The 16,722-nt window shown below is 45.8% G+C and carries 16 protein-coding genes; 7 read left to right on the plus strand and 9 right to left on the minus strand.

Features of this window, described 5'->3' with window-relative positions:
- Positions 1-77: 77 nt before the first annotated feature.
- Positions 78-1,268: a cyclic di-GMP phosphodiesterase gene (locus DESAL_RS16725; RefSeq protein ID WP_015853150.1), complete on the minus strand. Its 1,191-nt coding sequence runs from the start codon at positions 1,266-1,268 to the stop codon at positions 78-80.
- Positions 1,269-1,677: 409 nt separating this feature from the next.
- On the opposite strand from DESAL_RS16725, the gene greA reads away from it, so the two are divergent.
- From greA to DESAL_RS19885, 5 genes are all read left to right on the plus strand, one after another.
- On the plus strand, positions 1,678-2,160 hold the full coding sequence (gene greA, locus DESAL_RS16730; protein ID WP_015853151.1) for a transcription elongation factor GreA: 483 nt from the start codon (positions 1,678-1,680) through the stop codon (positions 2,158-2,160).
- Between the two features lie 205 nt (positions 2,161-2,365).
- Entirely contained in the window at positions 2,366-3,031 is a 666-nt protein-coding gene (locus tag DESAL_RS16735; protein WP_245543757.1) for a hypothetical protein, read from the plus strand.
- Between the two features lie 82 nt (positions 3,032-3,113).
- On the plus strand, positions 3,114-3,548 hold the full coding sequence (locus tag DESAL_RS16740) for an META domain-containing protein (protein WP_015853153.1): 435 nt from the start codon (positions 3,114-3,116) through the stop codon (positions 3,546-3,548).
- A 24-nt stretch (positions 3,549-3,572) separates the two neighbouring features.
- Positions 3,573-4,760 (plus strand): sensor histidine kinase, encoded by a 1,188-nt coding sequence (locus DESAL_RS16745; RefSeq protein WP_015853154.1) that lies wholly within the window; start codon positions 3,573-3,575, stop codon positions 4,758-4,760.
- Positions 4,761-4,775: 15 nt separating this feature from the next.
- Complete coding sequence (locus DESAL_RS19885) at positions 4,776-5,408, plus strand: phosphatase PAP2 family protein (protein ID WP_015853155.1); 633 nt, start codon at positions 4,776-4,778, stop codon at positions 5,406-5,408.
- Between the two features lie 119 nt (positions 5,409-5,527).
- On the opposite strand, the gene DESAL_RS16755 is transcribed toward DESAL_RS19885, so the two are convergent.
- From DESAL_RS16755 to queF, 8 genes are all read right to left on the minus strand, one after another.
- A complete protein-coding gene (locus DESAL_RS16755; RefSeq protein WP_015853156.1) occupies positions 5,528-8,665 on the minus strand; it encodes an efflux RND transporter permease subunit in 3,138 nt (1,045 codons plus the stop codon).
- 64 nt (positions 8,666-8,729) lie between these two features.
- Positions 8,730-9,905, minus strand: coding sequence for an efflux RND transporter periplasmic adaptor subunit (locus DESAL_RS16760; RefSeq protein WP_015853157.1), 1,176 nt, complete (start codon positions 9,903-9,905; stop codon positions 8,730-8,732).
- Positions 9,906-10,055: 150 nt separating this feature from the next.
- Positions 10,056-10,358 (minus strand): late competence development ComFB family protein, encoded by a 303-nt coding sequence (locus tag DESAL_RS16765; RefSeq protein ID WP_015853158.1) that lies wholly within the window; start codon positions 10,356-10,358, stop codon positions 10,056-10,058.
- Positions 10,359-10,516: 158 nt separating this feature from the next.
- Positions 10,517-11,755 carry a diguanylate cyclase gene (locus DESAL_RS16770; protein WP_015853159.1) on the minus strand — a complete coding sequence of 413 codons (1,239 nt, stop codon included), beginning with the start codon at positions 11,753-11,755 and terminating at the stop codon, positions 10,517-10,519.
- 109 nt (positions 11,756-11,864) lie between these two features.
- Positions 11,865-12,284: a putative zinc-binding protein gene (locus DESAL_RS16775; protein WP_015853160.1), complete on the minus strand. Its 420-nt coding sequence runs from the start codon at positions 12,282-12,284 to the stop codon at positions 11,865-11,867.
- A gap of 127 nt (positions 12,285-12,411) precedes the next feature.
- Positions 12,412-13,548: a permease gene (locus tag DESAL_RS16780; protein WP_015853161.1), complete on the minus strand. Its 1,137-nt coding sequence runs from the start codon at positions 13,546-13,548 to the stop codon at positions 12,412-12,414.
- An 86-nt stretch (positions 13,549-13,634) separates the two neighbouring features.
- Positions 13,635-13,964, minus strand: coding sequence for an ArsR/SmtB family transcription factor (locus tag DESAL_RS16785; RefSeq protein WP_015853162.1), 330 nt, complete (start codon positions 13,962-13,964; stop codon positions 13,635-13,637).
- Positions 13,965-14,097: 133 nt separating this feature from the next.
- On the minus strand, positions 14,098-14,601 hold the full coding sequence (gene queF / locus DESAL_RS16790) for a preQ(1) synthase (RefSeq protein ID WP_015853163.1): 504 nt from the start codon (positions 14,599-14,601) through the stop codon (positions 14,098-14,100).
- A 255-nt stretch (positions 14,602-14,856) separates the two neighbouring features.
- Between queF and DESAL_RS16795 the strand changes: the two genes are divergently transcribed.
- Positions 14,857-15,495 carry a queuosine precursor transporter gene (locus tag DESAL_RS16795; RefSeq protein ID WP_015853164.1) on the plus strand — a complete coding sequence of 213 codons (639 nt, stop codon included), beginning with the start codon at positions 14,857-14,859 and terminating at the stop codon, positions 15,493-15,495.
- 114 nt (positions 15,496-15,609) lie between these two features.
- Complete coding sequence (locus DESAL_RS16800; RefSeq protein WP_015853165.1) at positions 15,610-16,710, plus strand: substrate-binding domain-containing protein; 1,101 nt, start codon at positions 15,610-15,612, stop codon at positions 16,708-16,710.
- Positions 16,711-16,722: the final 12 nt, after the last annotated feature.

The following is a 16,722-nucleotide window of genomic DNA, read 5'->3' on the forward strand; positions in this document are numbered from 1 at the left end:
TAATGTCACTTACCGTCAATAAAAAAAGCCGGAATCAGAAAAACTGATTCCGGCTGCAAATTTATATTTCAGTCTATTTAAACCAGAAAGCGGGAAAGCTGCTGCATATCAACACCCAAGGATTGAGGATCAGGCTGGCGCATAACCTGAACATCCTGACCGTCTTTTTTATATGTAGCAAGATCAAGGCATTCAGAATGCACAGGCTGCATCTTACTATTAAACAAGACCTTAACCTTTGGATGACGCGGCTTTGTCTCATTGGTTTCCAGAACAAGGGCAAAACGCAAATCATCCAGTTGAACAATAGTTCCCGGAGGATAAATACCCATTACCCTGATAAAACGGTTCAGGTAGGCAGGGTCGAAATCAGTGCCTTTCCATTTATACATCAAGCTCAAAGTCTTGGCAGGGGAAACGGCTTTTTTATAAACCCTGACACTGGTCAATGCGTCATAAACATCGCTGATGGCAATAATCCTACCAAAAGGATGAATATCATCACCTTTGATCCCACCGGGATAACCGTTCCCATCAAAACGCTCGTGATGCTCAAGCACACCGCGCAGCACAGCCCGGTCAAGACCTTCGACCCCTTTCAGGACCTCCAATCCTTTACGGGAATGACTTTTCATGACTTCATATTCAGAATCAGTGAGCTTACCGGGTTTATTAAGGACCTTGTTGGGAATACGTCCCTTTCCAACATCATGAAACAAGGCCGCAATGCCCAGCATCTCCAGCTCCTCACGCTGTAACCCCAGAGCCTTTCCCAGCAACAGGGAATAAAGATTCACATTGATACTGTGTGTGTAGGTATATTCATCATACCTTTTAAGAAACGCAAGAGTCAGCGCGGCAGGCTCATTTGTGGTCAGACTGTCGATAACCTCACCTACGATAGGAGCAGCCTCCTCAACAGCCACAGTCTTACCCTGTCGTACATCCTCTATAAATTTACGTGCATAATTCAGGGCTTCTTCATGAACCCTGCGAGCTTCAGGTAAGGCCTCAGCCATATTGCGGGCTACCTGCTCAACACTCAGCGAACCTTTCTCACAGGCGTAGTCCTTACTTGGAAGAATCCTACCGCTTATTATCTCAACTTTTTGAGTATCATCAGGAAGATACTTGGCGATATCATCGTATGATTCAATATATTTACCGACCTCAACCAAAGGATCCTGAAATGTCCCGGCTCCATAGCGCTGGACAAACATTCCCGGTTTAACGTCTTTCTTTTCAATAGTTATTATTTCAGTAGCCACCGCAAAACCCTCTCAAATCATAAAAGCAAAACTCATCCCGCACGAGCAATGGTTTATTACATAAATACACTGCAGATTAAAACCCCTGCTCTCTAAAATAATACCTTAATAAATCCAGTTTATTACTGATACAATTATAATTTATAATCAGTTAAAGATTGCCATAATCCATTATTTCAAACGAGGCTCAGCAGCAAGCAACACTTTAATAATATTAAAAAAACATCAAAACAATTCATCTTTTGACAAATGCGACTTGACCTAGTTCAAAGGATGTTCTACCCAGAACTTTCAGCAACTGATCAGTTGCCCTGCAACCTGTACCCAAAGCAGCTTCACTTCCGGAAAGACCTTTTCGGCGGTGGCTGCATTTTTATTGACAACGACGGAATTATTAGAGGTTTATGGAATGAGCACTATACCCATTTCAAAAGAAGGATTTGCAAAAATCAAAGCGGAATTGGCATCTCTTAAGAAAGAGCGCCCTGAAGTAATCAAAGCCATTGCGGAAGCCCGTGAAGAAGGCGACCTTAAAGAAAACGGCGGTTACCACGCAGCCCGTGAAAGACAGGGAATGCTTGAAGCGAAAATCAATTACATTGAATCACGCATCCCCCAATTCAACGTAGTAGACATGACCACACTCGGCGGTGAAAAAATCACCTTCGGAGCAACAGTGACTCTCGAAGACATCGATACCGGCGCCGAAAAGACCTACACCATCATGGGACCGGATGAGAGTGATTTCAAAAAAGGAATCATCTCCATTGAATCCCCGGTAGGCAAGGCACTGCTTGGTAAAATTGAAGGCGATGAAGTTGTGGTGAATGCACCCAAAGGCAAAATCGAATATGGAATTGTCTCTGTAATCTTTAACGGACCTATTTCCTAGTAAAACAGGTTTTCCGTCAGCCAGTACAGGGCCGCAGGTTCTGAGTTAATACAATTAAACGGGGGTGCGCCAAGGCGTATCCCCGTTTTTATAATCTTCAGCGAGCGTTCACATGCACGGCACGGAAATATTTGCAAACAACATATCCTGCTCCGGATACTGCTCCCGGTGCGAAGACACCCACGTCTTGGGCCCGGGAGACGCTGTGCGGCTCTGCATTGAATTGATGCAGAAACTGGACAGCGAAAAGCACGCTGACTTTGAGCTGCCTCCGGAGCAGCGAAATCCCCACTTTTCAACCGACTACCTTTTTGGAAACGCACGCGGACAGATGTTCGGAATCATGACCTATCTGGACCATGAAGGAAATGAGCACTCCGCCAAGGCTTTTTCCGGACAATACAATGGATACTGGGAAATTCCCGGCTGGGTTAGCCCTATTATCGATCCACACGAATTTCAGAATCTTACTGAATCCACTGAAAAGGAAATTAAAAGAATCGGCCGTGAAATGACCGATTTTACTCCCGGTACTGAGGAATATGCAGTCCTTGCGTCCCGGCGTAAAAAACTTTCACAAAAATTGATGCGCGAAATTCACGCCATCTACAAGGTTCATAATTTCCGATCTGAAACACGGACCATGCCGGAAATAATATACGGTTCAAAGGGAATCCCCACCGGAACCGGAGATTGCTGCGCCCCAAAACTGCTGAACTTTGCAGCCAGCAACGGCTTTACCCCACTGGGAATTGCAGAGTTTTATTACGGTAAAGAGAACCGTTCACGCACAAAACTGCATAAACAATTCTACCCTTCGTGCATTGAAAAATGCAGCCTTATTCTCGGCTATATGCTCTGCGGCCTCTAGGTATGCCTCAGTTATTTCTTTGATATTTTTCTATCAATAAGAAATATTTCGAAGTACAATCCATTTTACGGAGGTAACTTTCATGAAAACAGCTAATTTTAAAAGATTTATTCCGGCTATTTTAACTGTTTGCTTGTTTGTACTCATTTCAGGTTGCGCACCGAAACAGACCTACTACCCTGTTTATGAAAACCCAACCAACACTAAGTGGATTGCGGAAGATATTGACGGCAAGCCTATAGGGGGATTCGCTCATATCTGGATGCGCCTTGACGACAACGGTAAAATTTACGGTTCCGGAGGCTGTAACAGCTTCCGCGGCGACTACTCCTATGTAAACGGACAATTCAGTACCGGACCGCTTGGTATGACCCGCAAAGCATGCTCCAAAAACCTGAATCTGCAGGAATTCAAATTCATGCAGGCTTTAGAGCGAGTTCAAACCATGCAGGAAAGAAACGGTATGCTTTACATGGAAGGAAACGGCAACTCCCTACTTTTTTATAAGGGTCACTAATCCATCAGTTCTAAGGGATATTGCATGAGTGAAGACGCATACTCTCCGAGTTGTCCGGTAGAGGATTTTTATCCTTGCAGCCCGGACATTTTGGATCAACATACGAGGATAAAAAAAGAGATAGCAGCGGAATTACTAAACTCCGTTCCTAACCCTGCCTTTATTCTTAACAGCGACAGAAGAATCATTCTGTACAACAGCACGCTTTCCGCAGCTGCAGGGGAAAGACGAACCAACAAAATTCTCGGACGCCGTCCCGGTGAACTTTTCCGTTGCTGCAACTCACAAAACAGCGAGTGTGGTAAGGCGGTTCCCTGCGTACAATGTGGCGCCCTACGAGCTATCCAAACAGCCATGACCGGAGAGAAGGCTGAAGAAATATGCATGCTGCTGTCCAATGTAGACGGCATAGTCAAAGCTTACACATTCAAAGTAAATGCCTCCCCCTTAGTAATCAAAGATGAGCAATATTTCATAATCCATCTGACTGATATTTCCGACAGTAAGCATAAAGAAATGATGGAAAGGGTTTTCCTTCATGACTTGCTGAATGCTGTAAACGGCATAGTCAATGCGGGGACACTACTCGAAGAAGATGCTGTCAAAACCGAACATCGAGAGCTTGCCGGAATGATCGTTGACCGGGCAAGATTTATGGCAAACGAAATCGATGCCCACAGATTGTTCATCTCCGCTGAAGCCAGACAGCTTGAGGTAAACAATGAGCCGGTAATCGTTAAACAGATTATTGATGCGGTCTGCGCGCTTCACTCCAGCAGTCAAATGACAAAAGATAAAAACATCTCTCTCAAATCCAAGATAGATGACTTTTCTTTAACCACTGACAAGCGAATTCTTTACCGTATTATTGAGAATCTGGTTAAAAACGCAATTGAAGCCTCCCCTGCAAACAGCACTGTCGAGGTTATGGGCACGACCAAAAACGATTACGCCCTGATCACAGTTTCCAACACGGGAACCATACCCATGACGGTTGCACATCAGATATTTAAAAAATCTTTTTCCACAAAAGGTAAGGGAAGAGGACTTGGTACATACAGTGTAAAAGTATTCACTGAAAATTACCTCCGGGGAAGAGTATGGTTCGATTCATCACAAGATGACGGCACCAATTTTTATGTAAAGATTCCCCTCTCTCCATCAACTGAACCGATTGTGGAACAAGGCCGCCCTCAAGGTCTACAGAATTAACAAGGAAGTTTACCCATGATTGACAGTTCCAAAAGATTGTCTTTCTGCACAGCTGTCGGCGCACTTGTGACACTGCTGCTTGTTGTGCTCTTTTACCAATCCTTTGACCTGCCCATAGCCCAAGCTGCGCATTCATTAAAAGGTACATTTGCGATTACAATCGGCAAAATGTTCAGCAATCTTGCCTCCAAGCACGTAATCCAGACCATCTCATTTCTGGCCCTGATCGCAGGAACTGTTGATGCAACTCTCAATGGACTTCAAAACAGATCACGTGCCATGCTGCTGGTAGCTTTTTCAACCATGACCGCCATGCTTATCGGAGACGAGCTGAAATGGTTCTTTGGACGCTTTCGACCGCCAGTGTTCTTCGAAGACGGTTCCTTCGGCTTCACTTGGTTTTCCGGCAAATATATGCAGAACTCTTTTCCTTCAGGGCACACCCTGCGCATTTTCTCATTAACCACAGCAATAGCTCTGCTCCTTCCACGCAAAAAGTATATCCCTATAATTCTGGCTGTACTGATCGGAATCAGCCGGGTTGTGGTGGGTAAGCATTACCCCTCTGATGTCATTTTCGGATGTTTCATCGGCACCAGCTGCGCATTCTGGGCACACTACTTTTTATTCCTGCGAAGCAAAGAGTAGAAGTCCCAAAGACCTTACTCAAGAGCTTCCAGCTTGAGCATTACGGATATTGAAGGCCAAAGAAAAGCCCCCGCCGAATGATTCCGGCGGGGGCTTTTTTTCTAAACTTTAATTATCTTCTACTCTTCAGAGGAATCAGCCTTAGCAGCAGATCCCTTTCTATTTTGGAATTTTACCAGAGTCACATAGAACAGCGGGACAAAAAGCACCCCGAGAATGGTCGCCGCAATCATGCCTGCAAAAACAGACGTTCCGAGAGCATGGCGGCTGGCAGACCCCGCACCCTGTGCAATTACCAGCGGAACAACTCCGAGTATAAACGCAAAGGAGGTCATCAGGATCGGACGGAAACGCAACTGCGCGGCCTGCACTGCTGCATCCAGAAGAGATGCTCCCTGTTCATACTTGGCCTTGGCAAATTCAACGATGAGGATTGCGTTCTTAGCCGCAAGACCGACCAGCATGATCAAACCGATCTGGGCATAAACGTTGTTATCCAAACCGCGTATGAACTGCCCTGATATGGCCCCGAATACACCCAGCGGCACCGCAAAAACAATCGCCAGCGGAATGATCCAGCTTTCATACTGCGCTGCAAGTACGAGAAATACCATCATGACCGCCAAGGCAAAAATGATAACAACTTCGCCGCCGGACTTCTTCTCCTGATAGGCAATGTTCGTCCAATCAAAACCATAGCCTCTGGGCAGGGTATCACGAGCGACTTTTTCCATTACCGCCATAGCCTGACCGGTACTATAACCGGGAGCGTTGGCGGCAGTAATTTCAATAGCCCTGAACAAATTGTAGCGCTGAATATATTCCGGTCCGAAGATCTTCTTCTGGTTCAGCAGGGTGGAAAGAGGAATCATCTTTCCGGTATTACCGCGCACATAAAACTTGGAAACATCCTCAGGACTGGTTCTGAACTGGGAATCAGCCTGCGCCATAACCCGATAAGTCCTGCCATACTTGTTAAAATCGTTAATGTAATATCCACCAAGGAAAGTCTGCATTGCTGTGAACACTTCATTAAGAGGAATACCCAGCTTGCGGACCTTATCACGATCAACATCAACATAAAGCTGCGGCACATTAGCACTGAAAGTGGAGAATACTCCGGTAAGTTCAGGCTGCTTGCGCAACTCGGCCATATAATCCTGCGCAGCCTGTGCCAGCTCCTCGACAGTTCCTCCGGAACGGTCCTGCAGTTCAAACTGTAATCCACCGGTTGAACCGATGCCGTTAATTGGCGGCGGGTTGAAGCAGATTACCACGGCCTCCTGAATTCCAAGAACCTTCTGCTGAACTTTGCGCAGGATGGAATTTACATGCAGTTGCGGATCGGTTCGCTCATCCCATGGATCAAGAGATGCAAACAGTGTCGAAGTGTAAGATGAATATGCACCGGTAATAAGGTTGAATCCTCCCAGTGCAAAATAAGTTTTAACGCCCGGTTCATTCCTAAGGATATCCTCAACCTTCTTAACAACCGCATCCGAGCGCTCAAGCGAAGCACCTTCAGGAAGCTGAACGTTGATCATGAAATAGCCCTGATCCTCGTTAGGTACGAACCCGGTAGGCACAGTATTGAAAAGGGAATATGTCCCAAACATGAGCACACCGAAAATTCCCAGCGCAACAATTGACTTGCGCAGAATCAGACGGACTCCAGAGGTATATCCTGAGGTTATTTTACTGAAGTATTTATTGAATTGTTCAAAGAACCATCCCAGCGGACCACGCATTTTCTTCTGCGGCCGCAGCAGCAAAGCAGACATGGCCGGGGAGAATGTCAAAGCATTGATGGACGAAATGGCGACAGAAACAGCAAGGGTCAACGCGAACTGTTTATATAACTGTCCGGAAATACCACCCATGAATGCTACTGGTACGAACACGGCAATAAGAACCGCAGTAGTCGCCACAATCGGCCCGGAGACCTCTTTCATGGCCTCCTTGGTAGCCGTCTTGGCATCCATCCCCTCTTCGTCAATCTTGGATTGTACCGCTTCGACCACAACGATGGCATCGTCAACAACAATACCGATGGCCAAAACCATACCGAACAGGGTCAAAGTGTTAATGGAGAACCCAAGAACCTGGAAGAAAGCAAAGGTACCGACAAGTGAAACCGGAACCGCAATCATCGGTACGATGGTGGCCCGCAGGTTCTGCAAAAAGATGAAGACAACGATGAATACGAGGGCCATAGCCTCGTAAAGGGTATCCATAACCTCATCAATAGAGGCTGTTACAAACAAAGTTGTATCGTAGGGGATGTCATATTTCATCCCGGTGGGGAAATCTTTGGAAAGCTCATCCATAGTGGAACGGACTTGTTCAACGATATCCAACGCATTTGCACCGGGCAACTGGTAAACCAGCAGCATCGCGGAATCAATTTCACCCTGCCTGCCGAATGCAGAATAGGATTTGGATCCCATTTCCACCCGGGCAACATCCCGAATATGCACAGTACTGCCGTCCGGGTTGGCTTTTACGATAATATTACCGAATTCATCAGGTTCACTAAGGCGTCCCTTTACCCTGACAGTTAACTGGAACTGCTGACCGGATGCTGCCGGGGGCTGACCAACCTGACCGGCAGGAGCCTGTAAGTTCTGCTCCTGCACTGCGGCTATGATGTCATCCGCTGTAATCGCCAGCCGAGCCATTTTATCAGGATCAAGCCAGATACGCATACCATAATCCTGATCTCCAAACAGAGAAACGCTACCGACTCCGGGGATACGGGAAATGGCATCAAACAGATTAATCTTTGCGTAGTTATTCAGAAAAAGAGAGTCATATGTTCCTTCCGGTGAAAGCAGGCTGATTACGCAGATCATGCTTGAAGACTGCTTTTTAACACTGACACCGGACTTGGTTACTTCCGAAGGTAACTGGGGAGTGGCAAGACTGACCCTGTTCTGAACATCAACGGTCGCCAGTTCAAGATCACGTCCCAGATCAAAGGTAACGTTAAGCACCATGCGTCCATCGTTGGAACTGATGGAGTTCATGTAGAGCATGTCCTGCGCACCGTTAACCTGTTCCTCAATGGGAGCTGCAACGGTCTGCTCCACGACATCCGCGCTGGCACCGGTATACTGGGCCGCAATCTGTACCGTAGGCGGGGCGATCTCAGGATACTGGGCAATGGGCAGGGTAAAAATACTGAGTAACCCTACCAGCGTGATAATGATGGAGATAACGGACGAAAAAATGGGTCTGTCGATAAAGAAATTGACCATGGTTCTTCCTGCGAAAAATTATCTCCCCGCTATTGCGGGGAGATTTGTATATTAAATGGGATTACTATTTCTCAATTTTAGAGCTGTCAGGAGAAATTTGAGGAGTGACCGGAGTTCCGGGACGAATCTTATTCACGCCGTCAGCAATAATCAGGGTCCCGGATTCAATTCCGGTTTTGACAACTGTATTGCGGTCGTCGCTGTAATCAACAGTAATGTGCTTTTCTACTACAGTACCGTTAGAAACAGTCAGCAAAGATTTACGTCCCTGAACATCAAGCAACGCCCTTGTGGGAACCACCAACGCACTGGGGTATTCTTTGAGGCAAACAACAACCTTGGCATATTGTCCATCACGCAGAATCCTTTCCGGGTTAGGAAACTCTGCGCGAATTCCCAAGGTCCCGGTGGAAGAATCCACTGCACGATCAGCCATGTTGAAAGTTCCATTATAGGCATAGTAGTCACCATCAGCCAGAATAATCTGGAGATTGGAACCCCTCGCAGGCTTGCCTGCTTTTTTATTAGCCTCTATTTCGCGCGCGGCGACAAGATATTCTCTTTCAGGGATGCTGAAATTTACATAAACCGGATCAACAGCAGAAACGGTTACCAGCACAGTTGCTTCAGCAGCAACAAGAGTACCCGGCTCAACCTGAGTTCTACCGATAATGCCATCCATAGGAGACTTGATCTGAGTAAAACCCAAATCCAGATTAGCCTGCTCAACCTGTGCCTTAGCGTTACTTACGTTAGCTTCCAGCACCTGCTTGTCGGTAATCTTGGAATCGAACTCTTCACGACTAACCGCACCTTGATCAAAAAGGGCCTTAAAGCGTTTGTAATCTTTCTTGGCCTTAGCGAGAGTTGCACGGGTACTGGCAAGTTCCGCCTCAGCTTTCTTCAGAGCCTCATTATAAGGACGGGGATCAATTATAAAAAGGAGCTGCCCTTCCTTAACCCGCTGCCCTTCAGTGAACAGCCTTTCTTTGATATGCCCCTGCACACGGGCTTTTATCTCTACGGTCTTCAAAGCTTGAATCTGGGCTACGTATTCTCCCATCACAGGAAATTGGTGTTCCGTAACTTTGATCACTTTGACAGGCATGGCTTGAGCAGCCGCCTTTTGATCTTTTTCATCACCAAAACATCCGCCCAAAAGGACCGACATGGTTAACAAGACAAAAAGAAGAACAACGGATGCCCTCAATCCAGCAACCGCACGAAAAAAAGATTTCACAAATTCCCCCTAAGTAGCATTTCAAAGAAAGGGACCACCCTCGAAACAGCAATCCAACTCCCAATCACAATTATAATAAAAAAAGCAAGGAGACAGTAACCGATTACTATTCCAAAAAAAAGTAAATTATTATGTACCGCACTTAAGAAACTAATGATGCAATCTGTCTTTGATCTGTTCAATTGCCCGCGGAATCTCCTCCGCAGCCAGCAGCTTTAAACGATCATATTCTGCCTTGAACTCAGCACTGGGATAAGTGCGATCCGCAATACTGGAGGAGTACAGGCTTGGAATCTTATTCAAAACCACACAAACTATATCAAACAAACACTTGTCACATTGACAAAATTCTATTTCCGCCCGCCCGATAAGTGCCTGCAACTCGTTATAAACTATCTCTTCAGTAAGATTGACAATTTCATCGCTCCTAAAGAAATCCTTCATTGGCAACATATTCTCCCCCTTTGCTTGAACCATTAAGATTTCAACACTTATTATTAAAAGTATAGCGCACAACAGCGGCTATTCAAAGCCAATTTTAGAATCCATCAAACAAAAAAAATCCGGCACGAAAAACGTACCGGACACTTAAATGAATGATGAATGTAGCGTTACCAATCACAAAGGACTTTATTTCTCCCTGTTCTTTTGGCTTCATAAAGTTTGTCATCTGCACGGCTTACCATTACGGTAAGAGATTCATCCATATTTGCCGTAGCTCCAATTGAAACGGTAAGAGTTATAACCTGTCCTTTGAAGTCTACAGAAAAAGATCCTACCTCTTCTCTGAAATCTTCAAGAAAATCGAAAAGTTCATCAGCCTGAATCCCATTGAGAAGAACAGTGAACTCTTCTCCACCAAACCTTGAGACCAATCCGACATCACCGATATAGTCCGCCAGTAAGGATGAAAAATCTTTTAAAACCTCATCGCCGGCATCATGCCCGTAAGTGTCGTTAATCTTTTTGAAATGATCAATATCAAGCATGACCACACAAAGCTCATTGCCTGCAGTCATACCCTGCTCATAAATTGGGGTGCCGTACTCAAAGAAATACCTCCTGTTCCACAGTCCGGTAAGGTAGTCCTTGTTAGCGCGATCACGGGAAGCCTGAATAAGCTCGATAAATTCAAGGTTGGAGTTTACCCGGCAGAGAATTTCCTCAACAGAGGCTGTCTTCTGGATAAAATCATTGGCTCCCTGTTTAAGAAAAAGCGGTGCTGTGCGCGATTTGCTATCCGAAGAAAGCACTACAATACTTAGCTCTTCCATAGACCGGATTGAGCGCAGATGCGCTGTCAGCTCAAGACCATCCATTTCCGGCATGTAATAGTCGGTCAAAACCAGCTTAATATCGTTGTTTTTGTAAAAAACTTTTGTAGCAGCACGGCCATCTTCAGCCTGCAACACTGTCAGGCCCTGGCGCATAAGAATTCTGGAAATCCAATCCCGTACGGAAGTTGAGTCATCAACCACCAGAACCTTGATCCCCTGGTTTTTATAAACACGGCTAACAATACGTGAAATGTACTCAGCCTGATCAGACTTCTTGAGTACATAATCAACAATACTTTTCTCAGCCAGAGCACCCAGTGCCTGTTCGTCCAAGGATGAAGTTACAGCAATAGCGGGGATGCTGTTTTCCAGCAGCAGATCTATACCCATGCCGTATTCCGCATCATCAAGCAGCATGCTGCTCAGCCCGACAAAATACTCATTTGCGGCAATCAATTGCTGTGCACCATCATAGGTACAGGCAAGGTCACATTCAAAACCGGCCTTCAATAGAGTTGCCTGGATAAATTTGGCGGTAGCCTTGCTAGGCTCGATAACAAGAACTCTACTCACAAAAACAATCCCCCGCTAAACAAATAAACAAAAAGGTTAAGCCTGAACTTAACCTACAATTAACAAACGGCTATTTATAAGCCATTATTATTTTTGTGAAATAACACCATTATTCTCTAACACATGTGTCACATCCACACACTGCATACTTAGAATCTGCCCGTTGCTGGCCGAACAAAAGTTTTATCTTCTTGCGAAGCTCTTCCAGCATTGCCGGATCAACTTCTGTGACAGGACACTCGACTCCCATCTTAGTGAGACAAAATGTATGTACAGGTTCAATGCCCATTTTTCTCAGCATAATCTGAGAGCAACCCTTTTCACAGCCATCAATAACAATGAGATCCCTCACCTTGCCAGCTTCCTCAACACACTCATCCAAGCCGGCACCGATCCCCGCGAGACAAACCATCTTGGCAAAACCGCTTTTATTCAGCTCCACAGCCAGACTGTTTGCAGCCTGTCCTGAGCCTGATCCGCCGGAACAACTGACGACCATGAAGCCGGTTTCATATTCTTCATCTATCATGCAGTACCTCCCGAAAATATTAATCTGGTCTACAATACCACAACTTCAATCCCAGAAAAAACCCAAAATAAAAACAGCCGCACTGCCTTAAAGAGCAATGCGGCTGATAACAGCTAATCCGGGAAAGCTAAATAATCATATTAAATAAATAGCCCACGATGAGAATTCCGCTAGCCACTACCCCGACAAAGACGGCTATCAGCTTAGGCTTAAGCACCTTGCGCAGAATAACCATCTCCGGAAAAGAAAGTGCGATAACACTCATCATGAATGCCAGTACTGTTCCGAGAGCCGCTCCCTTACCCAACAGAGCATCAACGATGGGGATAACCCCGGCAGCATTGGTGTACATGGGAATACCCAGAAGGACAGAAGCAGGAACCGCCCACCAGACACCCTTACCCATAATGGAGGCCATCATATCTTCGGGAACATATCCATGAATAGCCGCCCCGGCAGCAATACCGATCACAACGTACAGCCAGACCTTGCCAACAATTTCTTTGACTGAATCAAGACCGAAAACAACACGGTCCTCAACACTCATACCGTTCTGCGGGCCGTTGTTTTGCGCACTTGCCAGCTTAACCCAGCCTTCCACATGCTTTTCCATGCCCAGCCTTCCGATGACCCAGCCAGCTACAATTGCGATGGAAATACCGGTAACAAAATACAGAGCAGCAACTTTCCAGCCCATAAGCCCATACAAAAGGACCAGCGCCACTTCATTAACCATAGGCGCGGAAATCAGAAAAGAAAATGTTACACCCAAAGGAACTTCCCCAGCTACAAAGCCGATAAACAGAGGAACGGCTGAGCAAGAGCAGAACGGGGTGACAACACCGAGCAGTGCGGCAAGAACGTTACCGTATGATTCACGCTTTCCGGCAAGAACTTTTCGAGTCCACTCCACAGTCACATATGAGCGGATAATGCCAATACCGAAGACAACCAGTACCAGCAGCATCAACACCTTAGGTGTATCGTAGATAAAAAATTGAACCGCTTCACCTAGGTGACTGCCCGGAAGAAGGCCGAACAAATCAAAAGCCGCATACTTGGAAAATGGCAGCAACTGCGAATAAATGGCATACCAGACAACCAGTCCACCGCCCATTGCAGCCCAAAGAGCATTACCTTTAATAGGTAAAGTGGATTCCTCCTGCTCTTCAACAACAGTTTCAGCTTCAGAATTTATGCCCAGAGGTTCCAAGCCCTTAGATTCTGACGAACACGCGCAAGGTTTAATATTTAACTCTTCCATTGTTTTCTCCCGTCTTTATATTTTGCCAAATACGAAACTATTTATTCAAAAAAGAACAGCCGCAACAAAGTCACAGCTGTTCCTGCTTACAATTTTTTTATAGAACTTGCAGCGTAGGCCTTAGCCTGCTCTTCAAATTTCCTTGCAAAAAAGTTTTCAAGACAATTCAGGAATCCCGGCACACAATCCATATTCAGGCTGTAATACACGTTGGTCCCCCGCTTATTGTCCTTGAGCACCCCTGCATCCTTGAGCAGGGAAAGATGTTTGGACACAGTGGAAATATCCCGTCCCACTATGGGAACAATATCGCAGACGCAAAGTTCTCCGTCACACAGAGCTTCAACAATAGCAAGCCTGCTGGGATGCCCCAGCGCCTTGAACACTTTTGATTTCGTCTCGATATTTGCTGTCATGATAACTTCTCCAAACTTTCCTGTTTGGCAAAATATAAAAATTAACTCAATTCTGTCAAGTTCCGGCAATCATAATCTCCGTGAACAGAAGACAGAAAAAAGGATAACCATTCAGTATAGCGCGTAAATAAAATTAAGCGGAATGTCTAGATGATTCCATTTTCCATTCACGAACCATCTCCCGAACATCTTCATACTGTGCGCTATCTTTTTTGTAATGCTCAGCAAAGACATGCAGGGCAGTCCCACCACGAGGCGAAAAGATACCTTTCACCCGCATCCACAGAGGAGAAAGACGACCCACAAAATGGTCGAGGATATTATTGGTAATGGTTTCCATGAAAGATTGATGGTTGCGGTAAGCACCCATGTACAGCTTGAAACTCTTGGACTCAACGCAAAGTTCATCAGGAATGTATTCCACAATGATAGTCGCGAAATCCGGCTGACCGGTCACTGGGCAAAGCGATGTATATTCCGGGAATTCAATACTTACAATGTAGGGCCTGCCCGGGAAATTGTTCGGGAAGGTTTCAAGGATTTCGGGACCCGGAGTATTGTAGTTGTACTCTGTTGCCCCCGCCTGACCGAGAGAAACAAGGGATTCGGTCTTATCCTGACTTTTGGTAGTTTTCATAGTGATCTTCTCCATAGATAAACAGTCTAATCTGAAAAGGGCCTTTATCGAGTCCCGGCTGTTAGCAGCTTGCCCGCCAAAAGAAAACCTCCGCGAGACCTTATTTCCATTTTGACTTTTCACTCAAATGCTGGCAACCCTGCAGCTTGAATATTTGCCCCGAAACGGAACTGTCGAGGCGCGGGACTTTCTCCCTTTTGCTCGTGTCGGGCGGAATCCGTTTCAAAACAAGCACATCCAACACAAGGGAACCCAATGCTCTCTTCAACATTTGAACGCAAAGCGTTCACTCTTCTGACGAGCCTTTTCATCGGCTCGCTGGTCATGGCCGCGGTTGTATCAACCAAGATCATCAACATCTTCGGCTTTTACGCCCCCGCAGGAGTACTGGCCTACTCCGTTACCTTTATTGTCTCGGATATTATCAGTGAAATCTGGGGGAAGGAAAGGGCAAATGAAGTTATCCACTGCGGATTCATTGCCCTACTGACCGCCATCGCCCTTTCATGGGCCGCCCTGCACTGGACAGCTGCCCCCTTCTGGCACGGACAGGAAGGTTTTGCCAGCGTACTCGGCAATACCCCGCGCATTGTCCTTGCATCACTGATGGCTTATCTGGTCAGCCAGACAAATGATGTTTGGCTCTTCCATTTCCTGCGCAAGCTGACAAAAGGCAATCATCTCTGGTTGCGCAACAACCTCTCAACCATTGTTTCACAGCTCATTGACTCGACTATATTCGTTACCATCGCCTTCTACGGCGTAATGCCCGTAACAGATATCATCATAGGTCAATGGGTCGCCAAAGTATGTATTGCTTTTCTGGACACTCCGCTGGTCTATGCCGGAGTAAGCCTGCTCAGACAACGCACACCACTGGCCGCCACATCCTGATCTCCCGCTCTAAAAATGTTCTCCACAGTCTACATCAGTGGAGTTACATTTAGTTGTTATTCTGATACACTGTCTCCATATTTCGCGTGTAAACATTGAAATATGGAGACAGTAATGAATCTCAAACTATTTTCGTCCGTCATAGCCCTCTTTGCAATTCTGCTTTTCGCAATACCTGCCAAGGCCGAAAAATACTTCACTCTCGACCAATACATTAAAATTCATCCCACTGAAAAAATTCTGGAAGATCGCTTTAATAAGATCGTTAAAAGAAATGACGTTACGCGACTTAAAAAACAATTGAGTCCTAAAATAGCCATTGTATATCCCGGAGGAGAAGTCTCGGATTACTGGCGCAGAAGCACTAAATCCTTCGAAAACAGGATTCACCAATACGGTGCTACTCCCCGTATTTCTAAATTTTATATTAATGCCTCAGAAACAATGGGCAAGCAGGTAGCCATTTTCCAGAAGGCCCTTGCAACCGACCCGGACTACCTTTTCTTTACCCTTGATGCTCTGAGGCACCAAAGAATGATTGAGCCTATCCTAATTAAAGGAAAGCCCAAAATAATACTCCAGAACATTACTACCCCGCTTAAGGCCTGGGAAGATAAACAACCCTTCATGTACGTTGGATTTGACCATGCACGCGGAACAAGAATGCTTGCCGAGTATTTTGCCCGCAAAACAGGTGGACGCGGCAGCTACGCAATTCTCCTGCCGAATCCCGGTTATTTGAATGAAGAAAGAGGAAATTCCTTTATTTCATATATGGACAACAACACATCCCTCAAACTGGCAACTGCTTTCCGCACCGGAATCAATAAAAAAAGAGCACGGGTGGCAACTTTGAATATTGCTACACAATACCCGGATATTAAATTTATCTACGCCTGCTCTACAGATATTGCTCTTGGAGCAGTTGAAGCATTGCAAGAAAAGGATATGCTCCAACAAATCATGGTCAACGGCTGGGGTGGCGGTACACCTGAGATAAAAGCAATTGAAAATGGAGAACTGGATGTCACGGTAATGCGCATCAACGATGACAACGGCGTAGCCATGGCCGATGCTGTGATTCTTGATATGCTTGGACAAAAATCACTTATTCCCCTTGTATTTTCCGGTAGGTTTGAAATATTGGAAAAAGGTGTAAGTGCAAAACGACTGCACCAACTGCAACAGGAAAGCTTTCGCTACTCCGGAAACTAAAAGGATTCATGA

The organism is Maridesulfovibrio salexigens DSM 2638 (genome assembly GCF_000023445.1).
Classification (GTDB): domain Bacteria; phylum Desulfobacterota; class Desulfovibrionia; order Desulfovibrionales; family Desulfovibrionaceae; genus Maridesulfovibrio; species Maridesulfovibrio salexigens.

Excerpts from the sequence above, each read along its gene's own strand:
- greA (WP_015853151.1), top strand. The coding sequence starts at position 1,678 with ATGAGCACTATACCCATTTCAAAAGAAGGATTTGCAAAAATCAAAGCG.
- DESAL_RS16740 (WP_015853153.1), top strand. The coding sequence starts at position 3,114 with ATGAAAACAGCTAATTTTAAAAGATTTATTCCGGCTATTTTAACTGTT.
- DESAL_RS16745 (WP_015853154.1), top strand. The coding sequence starts at position 3,573 with ATGAGTGAAGACGCATACTCTCCGAGTTGTCCGGTAGAGGATTTTTAT.
- DESAL_RS19885 (WP_015853155.1), top strand. The coding sequence starts at position 4,776 with ATGATTGACAGTTCCAAAAGATTGTCTTTCTGCACAGCTGTCGGCGCA.
- DESAL_RS16755 (WP_015853156.1), bottom strand. The coding sequence starts at position 8,665 with ATGGTCAATTTCTTTATCGACAGACCCATTTTTTCGTCCGTTATCTCC.
- DESAL_RS16765 (WP_015853158.1), bottom strand. The coding sequence starts at position 10,358 with ATGTTGCCAATGAAGGATTTCTTTAGGAGCGATGAAATTGTCAATCTT.
- DESAL_RS16775 (WP_015853160.1), bottom strand. The coding sequence starts at position 12,284 with ATGATAGATGAAGAATATGAAACCGGCTTCATGGTCGTCAGTTGTTCC.
- DESAL_RS16780 (WP_015853161.1), bottom strand. The coding sequence starts at position 13,548 with ATGGAAGAGTTAAATATTAAACCTTGCGCGTGTTCGTCAGAATCTAAG.
- DESAL_RS16785 (WP_015853162.1), bottom strand. The coding sequence starts at position 13,964 with ATGACAGCAAATATCGAGACGAAATCAAAAGTGTTCAAGGCGCTGGGG.
- queF (WP_015853163.1), bottom strand. The coding sequence starts at position 14,601 with ATGAAAACTACCAAAAGTCAGGATAAGACCGAATCCCTTGTTTCTCTC.
- DESAL_RS16795 (WP_015853164.1), top strand. The coding sequence starts at position 14,857 with ATGCTCTCTTCAACATTTGAACGCAAAGCGTTCACTCTTCTGACGAGC.
- DESAL_RS16800 (WP_015853165.1), top strand. The coding sequence starts at position 15,610 with ATGAATCTCAAACTATTTTCGTCCGTCATAGCCCTCTTTGCAATTCTG.